This window comes from Bradyrhizobium sp. Kon37, assembly GCF_055807535.1.
The window spans coordinates 87,438-103,864 of sequence record NZ_JBVVOY010000009.1 but is presented as its reverse complement, the minus strand read 5'-3'; the positions used below and the strand labels follow the sequence as shown (position 1 = coordinate 103,864).

Sequence of the window (16,427 nt, the reverse complement as noted above, 5' to 3'; positions counted from 1 at the left end):
GTCGACGCCGTCGCGATCACCGTTCAGATCAGCAAATCATGATGCGCAGGTACAATGGCTTGATGCGCGCCGTTATTGCCGTGATCGTCCGCGTGTCCGTTCAGCGCATGAGGGACGAGTTTGACGAGGTCCTCCGCTTGACCAGGCGGAACGTGCGGATCGAGCAGATTATTGAGCTGTTTCGGCTCAACGACCGCAACGAGAGTCGAAGGAGTTGGTCCGCTATCGAAGCGGAACACCGGTCCTTGGTCCAGGCCGCCGGTCTCCAACGCAGCTTTGGCGGGGTGTGCGTCTTCTGATGCAGTTGCAGCAGGTTGCGCAGCGTGCTGCGAGTTGCCGCGTCCAGCGTTACCGCCGGCTGCGACGCTCGGCTCTCCGATATCGGCTGCTTGCGATGCGTTGGCAGAGGTTGAGTGTAACTCGTCCTCCGAGTTGCCGTGGTCCACGGTGGTTGGTTCTGTCGTCTTCACTGCCCCCGCAGCGTGCGAAGCCGAAGCGTGATGCTCGCCGCTATCGCCCGTGCCATCGCCCGGTTTGCCCCCAGCTTCAGTCGATTCCGTGCTTGCCGCCTTTGCAGAGCCTGACTCTGAAGCGTGCTGCGAGTTGCCGTGGCTTGTGCTGGCGGCCATTGCGACGCCCGGATCGGTCTCAGCTGCGTCCGGTGCGTTTGCAGCGGATGAGTGCCCGGATTTGCCGTGTTCCGCAGCCCCTGGTTCTGCCGTCTTCGCTGGTCCGAGCGCCGCGTCAGAAGCCGAAGCGTGATGCTCGCCGCCGTTGCCCGGTTTGGAGCCAGCTTCAGTCGGTTCGCCGGCTGCCGCCTTTGCAGACCCCGGCTCCGAAGCGTGCTGCGAGTTGCCGTGGCCTGCGCTGGCGGCTATCGCTGCGCCCGGATCGATCTCGCCTGCATCTGGTGCATTTGGGGCGGCGGAGTGCCCGGATTTGCCGTGTTCCCCGCCCCCTGCGTCGGCCTTCTTCGCTGGCCCTTCCGGAGCTTCCGAAACCGAAGCATGATGCTCGGCGCCATTGCCGACGCCGTGGCCCGGTTTGGAGCCAGCTTCAGTCGGTTCGCCGGCTGCCGCCTTTGCAGACCCCGGCTCCGAAGCGTGCTTTGAGTTGCCATGACCCGCGTTAGCGGCCGTTGCGACGTCCGGATCGGTCTCAGCTGCGTCCGGCGCTTTTGCAGCGTTTGAGTGCCCGGCTTTGCCGTGTGCCGCGCCGTCTGGTTCTGCTTTCTTCGCTTGCCCTCCCGGAGCCTCCGGATCCTTATCGTGATGCTCGGCGCCATTGCCGACGCCGTTGCCCGGCTTGGAGTCTGCTTCAGTCGACGGGTCCGAAGCGTGCTGCGAGTTGCCGTGCCCCGCGTTGTCGGCGGTTACGATATTGGGTTGGCCGATCTCGTTCGGTGCAGTCGACGAAACGCCGTTGCCCGTATTGGCCGGACCATTGTTCGATGTGACATTTGCGGCTGCCGGAGCCGTCGCGCTATGAGCAAGTTCGTTGGATGATCCGTGAGCCGAGACGGCAGACGCGCCATCACTCTCTTCCGTTGCATCCGCCGACGCGTCGGTGGAGCTTCCGAGCCTTGTCGACGTTCCTAAGCCGGTCCGGGTCTGCCCGAAATGGAAACCCGAGCCGTTGTTGGCCAGAAGGGCCCAGGCTCCAGACGTCCCGAGCGTGCTCTCGCTCCCCTCGATACTGGTTTGGACATGGTCCTTGCTCAAAACAGCATCATCGGTTTCGGTCGCCGATATCAGCACTGCTTCGAGCTGCTCAAGGGTAGCCACGACAGCCGCGCTATCCGGCGCGGAGGCGGCATCCGCCTCCGCAATGGATACAATCCCCTCCAGATGAATTTCCAGCAGGCCGCGATCGCCGACATCAAGGACACGATCGGTCGCATTCACATAGACGATCGTTTCGTTGCTTGCGGAGTCGTAGACCCAGGCGAGTGTATGTGGCGGTATAGACTTGGTTGCCGCCGTCATATGCAGCCAGGCAAGCGCTCCGAAAGCCGCAAGATTGATCCTGCCCGGCCCCGATGCGAAATCGAACACGGTATCGGAAGCGGTCGACTCGGAGTCAATCGGGGAGCGATAAACAATTTTTTCAACGTTGCCGTCTACGCCGATGCTGGCATCGTGACCAGGGTCCGCGCCAACAGGTTTATGGAGGTTGTCACCCGCATCGCCCGGCCCATTTGGACCCAGAGCGCCTTCTTGAGCGGCGTTGTCGTGTCCAGCGGTCACTACGGCGGAAGACAGGTGGACATCGTGCGAAAGGAAACTTGGGGCTGAATGGTCGTCAGGATTGGCGGCAGCATGAGTGATCGCAGCCAGCTTTGTGGTCGCACTCTCTTGGGTGACGGCCAGGATGCTGTCGATCGAGGCGTCACGGAGGTCATGCGCGTGGACGGCGAGATGAGGGTCCTGCAGTGCGTAGATCAACGCACCGGTGAGGATAGCAAAGTTGCCATACCCTCCATGCATCGACGTGGCATTGGAAAGAAGCCGTGGGAATTGATGTTCCGGGGCCGGGTCGTCACCGGTCTGTATGTCGATGGCTTCTCGCAGTAAGCGCGGAAGATCGGGCGCGCCCGATCCAGCAGGAGCGTGGTGTGTCCACGGTTTCGAGCCTCCGGAGTGCTCGGCCGCGCGCAGCGCTTCCATTGCCGCCGCCGGGTTCGTGATTTGGACCGCCTTGGCGAACAGATCTCTCTGGACTTGCGTCGGCGTCTCGCCGGATTCCCAAACGACGAGGTGCCGGAGAATTCCTTTTTTCCAGGGCTCGTACGCGGCGTGCTCGTCCGCGTGGCCGACGCCGTTGTCATCCGGAAAGATGCCGTTCGCTTCCGACGCCTTGAGTTCGTCCGCAATGGCGAACGCCAGAAATGCCAGGGAGAGCGCGGCCAGGCCGGAGGGGCGTTGCAGCAACGCAATGGTCGCGAGCACAGTCCTGTTGGTGATCTCAAGCTTCTGGAAAATATTGTACAGGTGGACTTTGACCGTCCCGTCGGAAACGTTGAGCTGGCGCGCGATCTCCTTGTTCGACAGTCCTTCCGCCACGAGTCGTGCGATTTGACGTTCCCGTTGCGTCAACAGCTCCAGCATCTTTTCGACTTTGCCGTCGCCCTCCGCTTCCTTGCCGGCTGCCGAGAGATCGGACTTCGCCAGTGCCACACCGCTCTTCGTCATCAGCCGCAGCGATCGCAGCATCGTCGCGGGAGAGGCATATTTCGAAATTGCGCTGCAGGCGCCGGCTGCGATGGCGGAAGCCAGATCGTGGTCGGTGTCGGACTCGGTGAAGAACACCAGGCGCGTGGAGAGCTTCTCAGCCTTCACGATCGCGAGGATCTCGGAGACCGTGAGATCCGGCACCTTGTCGGCGAGAAGCGCGACGTCGGGTGTCAGCTTCCGAATTGCTTGGAGGCAGCTTGTCCGATCGCTGGACGCTGCGACAACGTCGAAATCCGGCTGCGTCCCGAGGACCGACCTCAATCCCTGCAAAACGATCGGCTGTGGATCGACGAGCAAAAGCCGGATGGGCTTGAGTATCCCCTGCCTCGCGGACGCGTCCAACATCGATCTTGCCCTCGGCCCGGTCCTCTATGTCCTTCGGCATATGGCCGTGGCCGGGTGGAATATTAAAATCATAGGAGGCTTGGTGGTTCCCCGGCCTGAACCAGATTTGGACGCATGTGAGTGAAAAATATGTCCTTTGATCCCATGGCCGTTGCGGTCGACTGGCTTGATGCCTATCGCGCGGGCGATATCGACGCGATTTTGGAACTCCATGCCGAGGACGCCGTGGTCCACTGCGGCTGCGCCGGGGGCCAAACCATCACCGGCCGCGAGGCACTTCGTGCCTATTGGGTCGATCACCTCCGAAAGTATCCGGCAGGCTCGTTGGATGATCTCAATCCCTGGAAGAACGACGGGACGATTATCTCGTACATCACCAATGCTGGCGTCATGAGTGCACTTTTGGCGTTTGACGCCGCCGGCAGGATCAAGGAACTGGACTGCAGTCCCTCACACCAACTGAGGTGTGATCCAAACCCCGCAGCGGGGGCGGTGCCACATCCGATTTGATTAGATGAGCTGCCTCGCCGCCGCCGAGATCATCACCGCCCGCCGGTGATGACCGCGACGTCGAGGATCGCGGTGTGGATGTGTACCGGCATCCGCTCGACGAAGGCCTTGGCCAGGAACGCGCCAGGGGAAGAGTGATCGCGCCGATCAGAAGCAAAGGCGAGCACCTGCAAGCGTGCCCGAAGGTTTGCTAGGGATGGAAACGCTACTGCGCCCTTCGGGCTTCCGCAACGCGCAGCATGACGTAGATCAGAACACCGAACGCTGCCCCGCCGATCAGGCTGATACCCAGCACCGCAGCGATCATCAGTGCCATTTGGGCGGGACGCCCCATCGCGTCGAGAACCATGCCGGCGCTGAACATCATGCCCATGGGAATGCCCCACACTAGAACGCCGGCCACGACTTGCCGGCCCAAATTGGCATCGAACGACCGCGGGTAAATTCGCCGTCCTGCCCGCCGGCGAAGGGGCAGGATCAACTGCGACACGGCGATGAAGACGACGATAAAGGCCGTGGTTTGCATCGACTCCTTCAGTTGCATCGCGACAAGAAGGGCAGCAGCCGACGCTAGCGCATAGGCTGCGTAGACCAGCGGTAGTGCGGAGCGAAGTTCGGACCAGAAATGCCCCTGCGGCGGCGCCTCGTCGACGATAACCGGCTGCTTCTTCGAGAGTCCGGCGAACAAGGCCCTGGCTCCGGCCAGTATCGACACCGCCGCGACCGCAACAGCCGTGGCGATCGGTCCGCCGTAGCTTTCGCCGAGACGGTCAAGCGGATCGATGACGAGCAGCAGGCCAAGCAGTGTCATCGCCAGCATGGCTGTTGTCGCCAGTGCATTCAGCCAAGGTGTCTGCGTGGTTTCGGCCATGAGCCGCTCGAGGCGTTCGGCCTTGGTGACCCATTCGCCCCCATGCCGGGCGCCCCATTCGCTGCTCACGCGCGTCATGACCATGCCAATGAGCACAATCGCGGCGAGCCCGTAGAATATGACATAGCTGTTGCCGAGCAGCGCACGCAAGATCGGCCCAGCCAGGAGGGCTACGAGCGGAAAGATAAGCATTTCTGCGAGACGCTGGTTGCGCGACTTGAGAAGAACAAGTTGATCGGTCGACATTCCCAACTCTCCAGGAAAGGCACGCGCTCGCGACATCAGGGGCGGATGGTCTTGCAACGAAAGGCCGCACCGCGCCATCACTGCAATTCCATTCGATAAGCGTTGAATTTCTTATTTCTTACTCACATCGGCGAAGTCGATTCCCTTCAAACCCGCCTGCCGGCAGGCGTCCTTCAGCAACCAGCGTTGTCACCCGCAGCACCGCAATTCCCCCTGAACGTCAGCGGTTTGGTTTTGGGCATCGGTCCCAACGGCCATCGCGACGACGAGCATGAGAAGGCGTGTCAGTCGTGATCCGATCATTACCCGCCCCACAGCTTGTGATTGAAAAATGATCAAATGTCAGACGAAGTCAAGCTCGCGGTGATTGGGGCCGGGGCCATCTACCCGATCAGCTGCCTCGCCGCAGCCGAGATCATCACCAGTCCACCGGTGATCACGGCGACGTCGAGGATCGCGGTGTGGATGTGCACTGGCATCCGCTCGACGAAGGCTTTGGCCAGGAACGCGCCGGGGATCGCGATTGCTCCGATCAGCAATGCAAAGGCGAGCACCTGCGCGGTCACGGCGCCGGCCAGTCCGAACACCGAGATCTTGATGAGTCCGGTGCCGAGCGAGATCATGGCATCGGTCGCGATCACGGCGGCGCCCTCGAGGCCCGCGGCCATCAGCAGCGACAGCAGGATCACGCCGGAGCCGGAGGTGCCGCCGACCAGCACGCCATAGCCGACCGAGCCGGCCGCAAGCCCGGTGTCGCCGATCCTGACCTGGCGGCGGCGGAGCACACGGCGCAGCGGCACGCTCAGAATCAGCATGGAGCCGATCACCAGCGCCGCGCCGGCATTGGTGAGGCGCGTATAGCCGTAGGCGCCGAGCGCCGTCGTCAGCGCCGCACAGGCCAGCACGATCAGCGCGCGGCGGCGATCGGCATAGCGGAGATAGGCGATCGCGCGGCTGGAATTGGTGAAGATCGCGGAGATCGCGATGATCGGCACCACGGGCTCGGCGCCGACGAGAGGGACCAGCACCAGCGGCATCAAGGCGCCGGTGCCGTAGCCGGCGAGACCACCGATGATCGAAGCAAACAACGCCATCAACGCGACCAGCAGGAGCTGAAAGATCGAGATGTCGGCGAAGCCTGAGACGATGGTCACGTTCTCTCGTCGCGGCTGATACGTGCCGCAGCTTGATCGGCGATGGAAGCGAGTGCGGCTTCCTCTAGGGGAAAATCCGCCGCAAGCCAAGCGTCCTCGGCGAGCGTCAAGACATGTCCGAGGGCGGGTCCTTCCGCCATGCCGCGCGCGATGAAGTCGGCGGCGCGAAGCGGAAATTTCGGCGCGTTCCAGCGCTGCGGCAGCTCGGCGAGCGCACGCCATCGCGACACGCCGACGTCATCGCCGGCTCTCGCCCAGCCCAGCAACACGCGATCGTGATAGCGCTCCGCACCGAGACGGTAGAGCAATCGCCGCGCATCGGCTTCGCCCTTGGTGGCCAGGCGCCACCAGCGGTGCCCCATCGAATCCAGCGCCTTGGTTTCCGCATTGGAGAGCCTCAACCGCGTGGCGACGCGCTTGGCGTCTTCGGTCACGGCGACCGTCAGCGCGGCGAGCCGGCGCGTGCTGCTTGCGGTGAGGCCAAGCTCGCGCTCGATCGCGATCATCGCCGAGAGCGGCCCGGTATAGACCACGCCGCCGGTCAGCGCTTGCAGCAATCCGCCATCCGCCATGGCGAGCGCGGCGGCAAAGGCGCCGGGAGCGACCAGCAGCTTCAGCATCTCCATGCGCAGCCGCTCGGCCGACAGGCTCGCAAGGCCGGCGCGTCCCCGGATGCAGGCGAGATAGCCGTCGCGGTCGGGATCGCCGGCGCCGAAGGCGGCGTGGATGCGGAAGAAGCGCAGGATGCGCAGGAAATCCTCGGCGATACGCTGGCCGGGATCACCGATGAAGCGCACGCGCCGCGCCGCCGCATCGGCGATGCCGCCGACGTAATCGTGAACGACGCCGTCAGCATCGACCGAGAGCCCGTTCATCGTGAAGTCGCGGCGCTCGGCGTCCTTCACCCAGTCGCGGCCGAACGCGACCTTGGCTTTGCGGCCGAACGTCTCGGTATCCTCGCGCAGCGTCGTGACTTCGTAGGGCTGGCTGTCGATGACGAGGGTGACGGTGCCGTGGTCGATGCCGGTCGGCACGGCCTTGATGCCGGCGCTCTTGGCGCGCCGCATCACCTCATGCGGGAGCGCCGTGGTCGCGATGTCGATGTCACCGGGCACGAGGCCGAGCAGCGCGTTGCGCACGGCGCCGCCGACAACCCGCGCCTCCTCGCCATCCGCGTTGAGCAATTGCAGGACGCGCGCGGTCCCGCCCGAAATCAGCCAGGGCGCATCGGCGAGCATGGGCACCGCGCTCATCGGCCGCCCTATCTTTCCACGCCCGGCACGAGCTTGCCGTTCTCGACATGGGCGGGGACATAGGTCGAATCCGGCGCGGCGCCGGAGAAATGCGCAAACCCGATCAGCCCCGCGATCACCAGCACGAGGGCCGCCAGCATGAGACGCGCGACGATGGTGATCGGCCAGGACGATTGCACGAACAGGCCGGAGCGCGTGGCGGCCAGGAACAGCGCATAGACGGCAAAGGGAACGAGGAAGATTCCGATCTCGGTCAGGATCGGCCGGATCATGATGAATAGATCCGCTCGTAGAGCACGCGCAGCATGCCGGCCGTCGCGCCCCAGATGTAGCGTTCGGCAAACGGCATCGCGTAGTAGGACCGCTCCATGCCGCGGAATTCCTTGCTGTGCACCTGGTGGTTGGCCGGGTTCATCAGGAAGGATAGCGGCACTTCGAACGCGTCATCAACCTCGGAATGGTTGATCGTCAGCTCAAAACCCGGGCGCACCCTGGCAACCGTCGGCAAGATGCGGAAGCCGAAGCCGGTGCCATAGAGATCGAGATAGCCGATCGGCTCGACGAAGTCTCTGGACAGCCCGACCTCCTCCTCGGCCTCGCGCAGCGCCGCGTCGAGCGGCGAGCGGTCGGTCGCATCGATCTTGCCGCCGGGAAAGGCGATCTGGCCGGCATGGTCGTTCAGATGCGCCGAGCGCTGCGTCAGCAGGATGGTCGGCTCGGGATGATCGACCACCGCGATCAACACCGCCGCCGGCCGCACCGGCTGCTCGCGCGCGATGATCTCGAGCATCTTGTCGGTGCCGGGATCGCCCGAGGCCGGAATGATGTTGGGATCGTAGAGGCCGGGCGGAACGTCGAAGCCGAGCCGCGCGGCGGAGCGGGCGAAGAAATCGGCCGCACCGATCACGGCGGGATCGTTCCTGGAGATAGGCTTGTTCAAAGCGCGGCCCTCACCTGCTCCGCATCGGCCATGGCGAAGAACTCGCCGGCCGATTCGACACCGAACATCGGCTGGCCATCGACCATCCGCTCCTCACCCATGTCAACCAGATCGTAATAGAGCGCGCGGGTGACCTTGGCCCAGAGCTCGGCGCGGACATGAAGATAGGGCGTCAGCCCGCCGTCCTTGGCCTGCTCGAAGCGCAGCCGGTGCGCCGCATCGCAGGTGACCCAGTCGTCGACATTGGTGCGGAAGCGGAGCACGCGGTGGTTGTCCTCGCCGTCCTTCTGCATCTCGACCGCCATGAACGGCGCGTCATCCACGCGAATGCCGACCTTCTCCACCGGCGTGACAAGGAAATGCTTGTCGCCTTCGCGCTTGAGGATGGTCGAGAACAGGCGAACCAAAGCATGACGGCCGATTGGCGTCCCCAAATAGAACCAAGTACCATCGGACGCGATTCGCATGTCGAGATCGCCGCAAAACGGCGGATTCCACAAATGCACCGGAGGCAGGCCCTTTTTGGCGCCTTCGGCATCGGCAGCAGTTTTGGCAGCGGCAGTCAGCCCCTCGAGTCCGCGATCGGCGCTCTGCCCTTGGTTCGCCATGGTTTGCCCTGACTTTGTCATTTGGCACGATCGGTCATTTGGCACGATTGGTGCAGGTTTACGTTGTATCCGGGTGCTCGGTTCCACCCCGCATTCATCCGGTGTGGAGGTCGCCACTTCGTGATGCCCTACATATCCCTAAGCCGATAAGGTGGGGATAGGTTAATTCAACGAATACATGGCCTTCCTGCAAGTCTAGCATAGGGCCCACGTCTTGAGTTGAGGACGTGACGACATGACGACGCAAGCGAGCCGCATGGCAGGCTGAAGGAGCTAACGGATGGCGGAGAGTGTCGAGAAGCTCGAAGACGGAATAGTGCGTTCGGCCGAGCAGGTGTCGAGCCAGATTCGCGCGGCAAAGGATGCGATCGCGTCCGTCATCTTCGGCCAGGATCGCGTGATCGAGAACACGCTGGTCACCATCCTCTCGGGCGGCCATGCGTTGTTGATCGGCGTCCCCGGCCTCGCCAAGACCAAGCTGGTCGAGACGCTCGGCATCACGCTCGGCCTCGATGCCAAGCGCATCCAGTTCACCCCCGATTTGATGCCGTCCGATATTCTCGGCGCCGAAGTGCTCGACGAGAGCACCTCTGGCAAGCGTGCCTTCCGCTTCATCTCCGGCCCTGTGTTCGCACAACTGCTGATGGCCGACGAGATCAACCGCGCCAGCCCGCGCACACAATCTGCGCTGCTGCAGGCGATGCAGGAGCAGCACATCACCGTTGCCGGCGCGCGTCACGACCTGCCGAAGCCGTTCCACGTGCTCGCCACGCAAAACCCGCTGGAGCAGGAAGGCACCTATCCGCTGCCTGAAGCCCAGCTCGACCGTTTCCTGATGGAGATCGACGTCGACTATCCCGATCGCGACGCCGAGCGCCGCATCCTGTTCGAAACCACCGGCGCCGACGAGACCCTGGCGAAGGGCGCGATGACACCTGATGCACTGATCACCGCGCAGCGGCTGATCCGGCGCCTGCCGGTCGGCGATTCCGTGGTCGAGGCGATCCTGTCGCTGGTGCGCTCGGCCCGTCCGGGTCCGGACGGCGGTGACACCAGCAAGTTCATCGCCTGGGGCCCGGGCCCGCGCGCCAGCCAATCGCTGATGCTCGCGGTGCGCGCACGCGCGCTGATCGACGGCCGCCTCGCGCCCTCGATCGACGACGTGCTCGACCTCGCCGAGCCCGTGCTGAAGCACCGCATGGCGCTGACGTTCCAGGCGCGCGCCGAGGGCCGCACGATTCCGGACGTGATCCGGCAATTGAAGACACGGATCGGTTGATGGCGGCGGAGAACGGGCACGCAGCAAAGGAGATCATCGCGATCCGACGAGCCGATGGCGAAAGCCGCACGCTCGCAGCTTCCTTGCCGCGCCTGGTGCTCGAGGCCCGCCGTATCGCCGCCAACGTCATTCACGGCCTGCACGGCCGCCGTCGCGCCGGCTCCGGCGAAAATTTCTGGCAGTACCGCCGCTTCGTCTCCGGCGAGCCGTCGCAGAACGTCGACTGGCGGCGCTCGGCGCGCGACGATCTTCTCTACGTCCGCGAGCTCGAATGGGAAGCTTCGCACACGGTTTGGATCTGGCCCGATCGCTCGCCGTCGATGGCCTTCGCTTCAAAACAGGCGCGTGAATCCAAGCTCGAGCGGACGCTGATCGTCGCCTTCGCGCTGGCCGAGCTGCTGGTCTCCGGCGGCGAACGCGTCGGCATTCCCGGGCTGATGGCACCGACCGCGAGCCGCAGCGTCATCGACAAGATGGCGCAGGCGATGCTGCATGACGATGCCGACCGCTTGAGCCTGCCGCCGTCCTTCGTGCCCGCGGCGCTGGCCGAGACGATCGTGCTGTCGGACTTCTGGTCGCCGATCTCCGAGATCAGAACCACGCTCGCCGGCCTGTCCGGCTCCGGTGCGCATGGCACGTTGGTGCAGGTCGTCGATCCCGCCGAGGAATCATTCCCGTATTCCGGCCGCGTCGAGTTCGTCGAGCCGGAAGGGTTCGGCGTGATCACCGCCGGCCGCGCCGAGAGCTGGGCCCAGGATTACACCGCGCGGCTCGCGCTGCACCGCGACCAAATCCGCGCCGAGACCAACAAGCTCGACTGGCTGTTCACGACGCATGCCACCGACCGCTCGGCCGCCGAACTGCTGCTGTTCCTGCATGCCGGCATGCAGGTGAGCAAGTCGAGCGCGCGCACCACCACGATCAAGGCGGGGCCGGCCGCATGATGGGACTGCCGCTCGCCTTCACCGAACCGCTGCTCCTGATCGGCCTCGTCAGCCTGCCGGTGCTGTGGTGGCTGTTGCGGGTGATGCCGCCGCGGCCGCGCCGCATCGAATTTCCGCCGACGCGCCTGCTGTTCGACATCGCACCGCGCGAAGAGACCCCATCGCGAACGCCGTGGTGGCTGACCGCATTGCGGCTGCTGGCTGCGGCGCTGGTCATTTTCGCCGCCGCCGGCCCGATCTGGAATCCGCAAACGGGCGCGGCCACGAGCAAGGCGCCGCTGATGATCATGTTCGACGACGGCTGGAGCGCGGCCTCGAACTGGGACATCCGGATCAGGGCCGCGGACGAGTTGATCGCCAGTGCCGAGAACGATCGCCGTGCGATTGCGCTGGTGCCGCTGTCCGAGCCGAACCGCGATATCACCCTGATGCCGGCGGGCGCCGCGCGCGTCGCGCTGCGGCAGCTGACGCCAAAGCCGTATTCGATCGAGCGCGTCGAGACTTTGACCGCAATCGATCGCTTCCTGAAAGCGACCGGTGACTGCGAGATCGCCTGGCTCTCCGACAGCGTCGACACCGGTCGCGGCGAGGAGTTCGTGGCGGGCCTCGGCAAGACCATCGGCGATCGCAGCCTGACCGTGTTCGAAGGCGGCACCTCGTCGCCGCTGGCCCTGGTCGCGGCCGAGAATGCCGCAGCCAGGATGACGGTGAAGGTGCTGCGCACCGACAGCGGCATCGCCATCGGCACCGTGCGCGCGCTGGACCAGAAGGCCTCGCCGATCGGCGAAGCGCGGTATTCGTTCGGCCCGCAGGACAAGGAAGCCGAAGCGTCGTTCGATCTGCCGGTCGAGCTGCGCAACGACATCACGCGGCTGGAAATTGCCGGTGAGCGCTCCGCAGGCGCAGTGCAGCTGCTCGACAAGCGCTGGCGCCGCCGCGCCATCGGCATCGTCTCGGGCTCGACCAGCGAGACCGCGCAGCCGCTGCTGGCGCCGACCTTCTATCTCACCCGGGCGCTGGCGCCGTTCGCCGACGTGCGGCTTGCGGACAAGGGCTCGCCGCAGCAGGGCATCACGCAGTTCCTCGACCAGAAGCTGCCGATGATCATTCTCGCCGATGTCGGCACCATCGCCCCTGAGATCCGCGAGCGCCTCAATGCCTGGATCGACCAGGGCGGCGTGCTGGTGCGGTTCGCCGGCCCGCGGCTGGCGCAGGCCGAGGACGATCTCGTTCCGGTCAAGCTGCGCAAGGGCGGCCGGACGCTCGGCGGCAGCCTGACCTGGGAAAAGCCGCAACATCTGGCCTCCTTTGCCGCCGACGGTCCGTTTGCCGGCGTCGTGGTCCCCAAGGACGTCACCATCAGCCGGCAGGTGCTGGCCGAGCCCGACGCCGTGCTCGCCACCAAGAGCTGGGCGTCGCTGGAAGACGGCACGCCGCTGGTAACAGGCGAGCATCGCGGCAAGGGCGTCGTCAGCCTGTTCCACGTCAGCGCCGACATGCGCTGGTCGGATCTGCCGATGTCGGGCACCTTCGTCGAAATCCTGCGGCGCGTCGTCGACATGTCCGGCTATACCGCCAAGCCGGGCGCAGGCGTTGCCACTGAAGGGACCGCCGAGACGGTGGCGCCGCTGCACATCCTCGACGGCTTCGGCGCGTTCGGCCCGCCGCCGGCCGCCGCCAAGCCGCTGCCCGCGGATTATCGCGACCGCGCCACACCCGATCATCCGCCGGGCTTTTATGGTCCGGCAGAAGGACCGCTCGCCGTGAACACGCTTGCCAGCGCCGACCGTATCGCAGCCCTGAACACCGCGAGCCTGCGCGCCCGGCGCGCCACCTACACCAATGCCGAGCCGCAGGACTTGCGCGGCTGGCTGCTGTCGACGGCGCTCGCGCTGTTCCTGATCGACGCCGTTATCGTCGCGGTGCTCGGTGGCGGCCTTGCCGCGCTGCTGCGCCGCCGCGCCGCGCCCGCGATGATCGTCGTCGGGCTGGTGCTCGCAGGCCTCGCCGCGTTCGTGCCGACGCCGTCGCACGCGGACAGCGCGTCCGACGAGTTCGCGATGAAGGCGGTGTCGCAGACCCGCCTCGCCTATGTCGTGACCGGCAATGCCGACGTTGATTCCATCGTCAGGGCCGGGCTATCGGGACTGACGCTGTTTCTGGCGCAGCGCACCGCGCTGGAAGCCGGCGATCCCGTCGGCATCGATCCGGCGCGCGACGAGCTCGCCTTCTTCCCGCTGATCTACTGGCCGATCGTACCGGGCGCGCCCAAGCCGTCGCGGGACGCCATCAACAAGATCGACGCCTACATGAAGCAGGGCGGCACCGTGCTGTTCGATACCCGCGATGCGGTCGAAGCGCCGCCCGGCGCGAACGGCGCGGCACAGACCCCCGCCATGCAGACGCTCCGCGAGATCCTGTCCTCGCTCGATGTGCCCGAGCTGGAGCCAGTGCCGCGCGAGCACGTGCTGACCAAGACCTTCTTTCTCCTGCGCGACTTTCCCGGCCGCTTCACGACCGGCCAGACCTGGGTCGAGACCTTGCCGCGCGAAGACGACGAGGACGGCGCGCAGCGGCCGGCACGCGGCGGCGACGGCGTCTCGCCGATCATCATCACCTCGAACGACCTTGCCGGCGCCTGGGCCGTGCGGCCCGACGGCCAGTCCATGCTGCCGGTGACCGGCGGCGACCCCCGCCAGCGCGAATTCGCTTACCGCGCCGGCGCCAACATCGTGATGTACACGCTGACCGGCAACTACAAGGCCGACCAGGTGCACGCACCGGCGTTGATCGAACGGCTGGGGCAATGATGCGGGCTTTGAAGCTGAATGCCCGCCAAAATGAAGCCGTCATGGCCGGGCTTGTCCCGGCCATCCACGCCTTGCCGCACGGCATGAAGAACGTGGATGCCCGGGACAAGCCCGGGCATGACGATGCCGAGAGAATGACGCCATGAATTACGGCATCGCATTCACGCCGCTGGTTCCCGCGATCGTCCTGTGGCTCGCGCTGGCCGCGATCGTCGTCATCGCGCTGGTGCTGCTGCTGACGCGCGCGCGCGGCGCTGCCGTGCGCGTGGCCGCGCTGGCGCTGTTCCTGCTGGCGCTCGCCAACCCCTCCTTCACCCGCGAGGACCGCGATCCCCTCACCTCGGTCGCCGCAATCGTGGTCGACAAGAGCCCGAGCCAGAATTTCGGCAATCGCAATCGTGAGGCAGCGACGGCGCAGGAAGCGCTGGTGGACAGCCTGAAGAAGATCAAGGGGCTCGAGGTCCGCGTCGTCGATGCCGGACAGGCTGACGGCGAGACCGACGGCACCAAGCTGTTCGGCGCGCTGGCCTCGGCCTTGTCCGACGTGCCGGTCGATCGCGTCGCCGGTGCGTTCCTGATCACCGACGGCCGCGTCCACGACATTCCGGCCAACGCCGCCGGGCTCGGCTTCCAGGCCCCGGTGCACGCGCTGATCACCGGGCAGAAGGACGAGCGCGACCGCCGTATCGCCGTCATCGCCGCGCCGCGCTTCGGCATCGTCGGGCAGCCCCAGACCATCACCTACCGCCTCGACGACCAGGGCGTCAGCGGCGAGCGCGCCAAGGTCACGGTCCGCAGAGACGGCGAGGTCATCAACGAGCGCACGCTTTCGAGCGGCCAGGCGGCAAGCGTCGAGGTCGACATCAAGCATTCCGGACCGAACATCGTCGAGATCGAGGCCTCGCCGCTCGAGCGGGAATTGACGCCGGTGAACAACCGCGCCGTCGTCGCCATCGACGGTGTGCGCGACAAGCTGCGCGTGCTGCTGGTCTCGGGCGAGCCGCATTCCGGCGAGCGCACCTGGCGCAACCTGCTCAAGTCCGATGCCAGCGTCGATCTCGTCCACTTCACCATTCTGCGGCCGCCGGAGAAGCAGGACGGCACGCCGATCAACGAATTGTCGCTGATCGCGTTTCCGACCCGCGAGCTGTTCCAGCAGAAGATCAACGAATTCCAGCTGATCATCTTCGACCGCTATGCCCGTCAGGGTGTGCTGCCGATCGCCTATTTCGACAACATCGCCCGCTATGTGCGGTCCGGCGGCGCGGTGCTGGTCTCGGCCGGCCCCGATTACGCGTCCAACACCAGCATCTGGCGCACGCCGCTGGATTCGGTGCTGCCGGCCGAACCGGTCGGGGTGACGGAAAAGCCGTTCTACGCGCATCTGTCCGACGTCGGCAAACGCCATCCCGTCACGCGCGGCCTCGAGGGCTCGGCCTCCGAGCCGCCGCGCTGGAGCCGGTTCTTCCGCACCGTCGACACCCGCAACGCGGTCAACCCGCCCGTCATGACGGGCGTCGACGGCAAGCCGCTGCTGTTTCTCTCGCGTTTCGGCGAGGGCCGCGTGGCGCTGCTGCTCTCCGACCACATCTGGCTGTGGGCGCGCGGCTATGAAGGCGGTGGTCCGCATCTCGATCTGTTGCGGCGGATGTCGCACTGGCTGATGAAGCAGCCTGATCTGGACGAGGAAGCGTTGCGCCTGCAGGTGCAGGGCAAGAATCTCGTGGTGGTGCGCCAGACCATGGCCGACAGCGTTCAGCCGGTGAGCGTGACCTCGCCGTCGGGCGTCTCGCGCGACCTGACGCTTGCAGCCGGCGATCCCGGCGAATGGCGCGCCAGCCTGCCGGCGAGCGAGCTCGGCCTGTGGCAAGCCACCGACGGCACGCTGAAGGCGCTGATCAATGTCGGCCCGACCAATCCGAAGGAATTTTCGGAAGTCACCTCCACCACCGAAACGTTGAAGCCCCTGACCCAGGCGACCGGCGGTGACGCCGTGCGGGTGGTCGACGGCGCCAGCGTCGAGCTGCCGCGCATCCTGCCGGTCCGCTCGGCGAGCGTCTTCCATGGCGACGGCTGGATGGGCGTGCGGATGCGCGACGCCAGCGTCGTGAAGGGCGTCGGCGTGCTGCCGATCTTTGCCGGCCTGATCGGGCTGTTGCTGCTGCTCGGCGCGTTTGCTGCGACGTGGGTCCGTGAAGGGCGCTAGGCGGCTTACGGGCCAGCATGGCCGAGCT

The 16,427-nt window shown here is 65.5% G+C and carries 13 protein-coding genes and 1 pseudogene; 6 read left to right on the top strand and 8 right to left on the bottom strand.

Annotated elements, in window-relative coordinates; all coding sequences use genetic code 11:
* Positions 1-23 precede the first annotated feature (23 nt).
* Entirely contained in the window at positions 24-3,578 is a 3,555-nt protein-coding gene (locus tag AC0L3J_RS18985) for a LuxR C-terminal-related transcriptional regulator (protein WP_473348066.1), read from the bottom strand.
* A 129-nt stretch (positions 3,579-3,707) separates the two neighbouring features.
* Here AC0L3J_RS18985 and AC0L3J_RS18980 point away from each other — a divergent pair, with 129 nt between their 5' ends.
* The gene (locus tag AC0L3J_RS18980) at positions 3,708-4,088 is read left to right on the top strand and encodes a nuclear transport factor 2 family protein (protein WP_473348072.1); all 381 of its coding nucleotides are present in this window, start codon (positions 3,708-3,710) and stop codon (positions 4,086-4,088) included.
* Here AC0L3J_RS18980 and AC0L3J_RS18975 read toward each other — a convergent pair.
* The 7 genes and pseudogenes from AC0L3J_RS18975 to AC0L3J_RS18945 form a co-directional block, all read right to left on the bottom strand.
* Positions 4,089-4,258: pseudogene (locus AC0L3J_RS18975) on the bottom strand (sulfite exporter TauE/SafE family protein); the annotation flags it as partial.
* A gap of 35 nt (positions 4,259-4,293) precedes the next feature.
* Positions 4,294-5,205 (bottom strand): hypothetical protein, encoded by a 912-nt coding sequence (locus AC0L3J_RS18970; RefSeq protein ID WP_473348065.1) that lies wholly within the window; start codon positions 5,203-5,205, stop codon positions 4,294-4,296.
* A 383-nt stretch (positions 5,206-5,588) separates the two neighbouring features.
* Positions 5,589-6,359, bottom strand: coding sequence for a sulfite exporter TauE/SafE family protein (locus AC0L3J_RS18965; RefSeq protein ID WP_456765611.1), 771 nt, complete (start codon positions 6,357-6,359; stop codon positions 5,589-5,591).
* The gene (locus AC0L3J_RS18960) at positions 6,356-7,612 is read right to left on the bottom strand and encodes a CCA tRNA nucleotidyltransferase (RefSeq protein WP_456765612.1); all 1,257 of its coding nucleotides are present in this window, start codon (positions 7,610-7,612) and stop codon (positions 6,356-6,358) included. The genes AC0L3J_RS18965 and AC0L3J_RS18960 overlap by 4 nt, the downstream gene beginning before the upstream one ends.
* Before the next feature lie 8 nt (positions 7,613-7,620).
* A complete protein-coding gene (locus AC0L3J_RS18955; RefSeq protein WP_018454951.1) occupies positions 7,621-7,884 on the bottom strand; it encodes a DUF6111 family protein in 264 nt (87 codons plus the stop codon).
* Positions 7,881-8,552, bottom strand: a complete 672-nt coding sequence (locus AC0L3J_RS18950) for a CoA pyrophosphatase (protein ID WP_027568565.1) — start codon at positions 8,550-8,552, stop codon at positions 7,881-7,883. The genes AC0L3J_RS18955 and AC0L3J_RS18950 overlap by 4 nt, the downstream gene beginning before the upstream one ends.
* Positions 8,549-9,160, bottom strand: coding sequence for a DUF1285 domain-containing protein (locus AC0L3J_RS18945; protein ID WP_063993497.1), 612 nt, complete (start codon positions 9,158-9,160; stop codon positions 8,549-8,551). The genes AC0L3J_RS18950 and AC0L3J_RS18945 overlap by 4 nt, the downstream gene beginning before the upstream one ends.
* 280 nt (positions 9,161-9,440) lie before the next feature.
* On the opposite strand from AC0L3J_RS18945, the gene AC0L3J_RS18940 reads away from it, so the two are divergent.
* The 5 genes from AC0L3J_RS18940 to AC0L3J_RS18920 are packed head-to-tail and all read left to right on the top strand — an operon-like array spanning position 9,441 to position 16,399.
* Positions 9,441-10,439, top strand: a complete 999-nt coding sequence (locus AC0L3J_RS18940) for an AAA family ATPase (RefSeq protein WP_456765613.1) — start codon at positions 9,441-9,443, stop codon at positions 10,437-10,439.
* Positions 10,439-11,383, top strand: a complete 945-nt coding sequence (locus AC0L3J_RS18935) for a DUF58 domain-containing protein (RefSeq protein ID WP_456765614.1) — start codon at positions 10,439-10,441, stop codon at positions 11,381-11,383. The genes AC0L3J_RS18940 and AC0L3J_RS18935 overlap by 1 nt, the downstream gene beginning before the upstream one ends.
* The gene (locus AC0L3J_RS18930) at positions 11,380-14,193 is read left to right on the top strand and encodes a DUF4159 domain-containing protein (protein ID WP_456765615.1); all 2,814 of its coding nucleotides are present in this window, start codon (positions 11,380-11,382) and stop codon (positions 14,191-14,193) included. Before AC0L3J_RS18935 ends, AC0L3J_RS18930 begins: the two co-directional genes overlap by 4 nt.
* Positions 14,190-14,339 (top strand): hypothetical protein, encoded by a 150-nt coding sequence (locus tag AC0L3J_RS18925; RefSeq protein WP_456765616.1) that lies wholly within the window; start codon positions 14,190-14,192, stop codon positions 14,337-14,339. The genes AC0L3J_RS18930 and AC0L3J_RS18925 overlap by 4 nt, the downstream gene beginning before the upstream one ends.
* On the top strand, positions 14,336-16,399 hold the full coding sequence (locus tag AC0L3J_RS18920) for a hypothetical protein (RefSeq protein WP_456765617.1): 2,064 nt from the start codon (positions 14,336-14,338) through the stop codon (positions 16,397-16,399). The genes AC0L3J_RS18925 and AC0L3J_RS18920 overlap by 4 nt, the downstream gene beginning before the upstream one ends.
* Positions 16,400-16,427: the final 28 nt, after the last annotated feature.

Coding starts and splice junctions, on each gene's coding strand:
- AC0L3J_RS18935 (WP_456765614.1), top strand. CDS start 10,439: ATGGCGGCGGAGAACGGGCACGCAGCAAAGGAGATCATCGCGATCCGA.
- AC0L3J_RS18920 (WP_456765617.1), top strand. CDS start 14,336: ATGAATTACGGCATCGCATTCACGCCGCTGGTTCCCGCGATCGTCCTG.
- AC0L3J_RS18930 (WP_456765615.1), top strand. CDS start 11,380: ATGATGGGACTGCCGCTCGCCTTCACCGAACCGCTGCTCCTGATCGGC.
- AC0L3J_RS18955 (WP_018454951.1), bottom strand. CDS start 7,884: ATGATCCGGCCGATCCTGACCGAGATCGGAATCTTCCTCGTTCCCTTT.
- AC0L3J_RS18970 (WP_473348065.1), bottom strand. CDS start 5,205: ATGTCGACCGATCAACTTGTTCTTCTCAAGTCGCGCAACCAGCGTCTC.
- AC0L3J_RS18925 (WP_456765616.1), top strand. CDS start 14,190: ATGATGCGGGCTTTGAAGCTGAATGCCCGCCAAAATGAAGCCGTCATG.
- AC0L3J_RS18985 (WP_473348066.1), bottom strand. CDS start 3,578: ATGTTGGACGCGTCCGCGAGGCAGGGGATACTCAAGCCCATCCGGCTT.
- AC0L3J_RS18940 (WP_456765613.1), top strand. CDS start 9,441: ATGGCGGAGAGTGTCGAGAAGCTCGAAGACGGAATAGTGCGTTCGGCC.
- AC0L3J_RS18945 (WP_063993497.1), bottom strand. CDS start 9,160: ATGGCGAACCAAGGGCAGAGCGCCGATCGCGGACTCGAGGGGCTGACT.
- AC0L3J_RS18980 (WP_473348072.1), top strand. CDS start 3,708: ATGTCCTTTGATCCCATGGCCGTTGCGGTCGACTGGCTTGATGCCTAT.
- AC0L3J_RS18960 (WP_456765612.1), bottom strand. CDS start 7,612: ATGAGCGCGGTGCCCATGCTCGCCGATGCGCCCTGGCTGATTTCGGGC.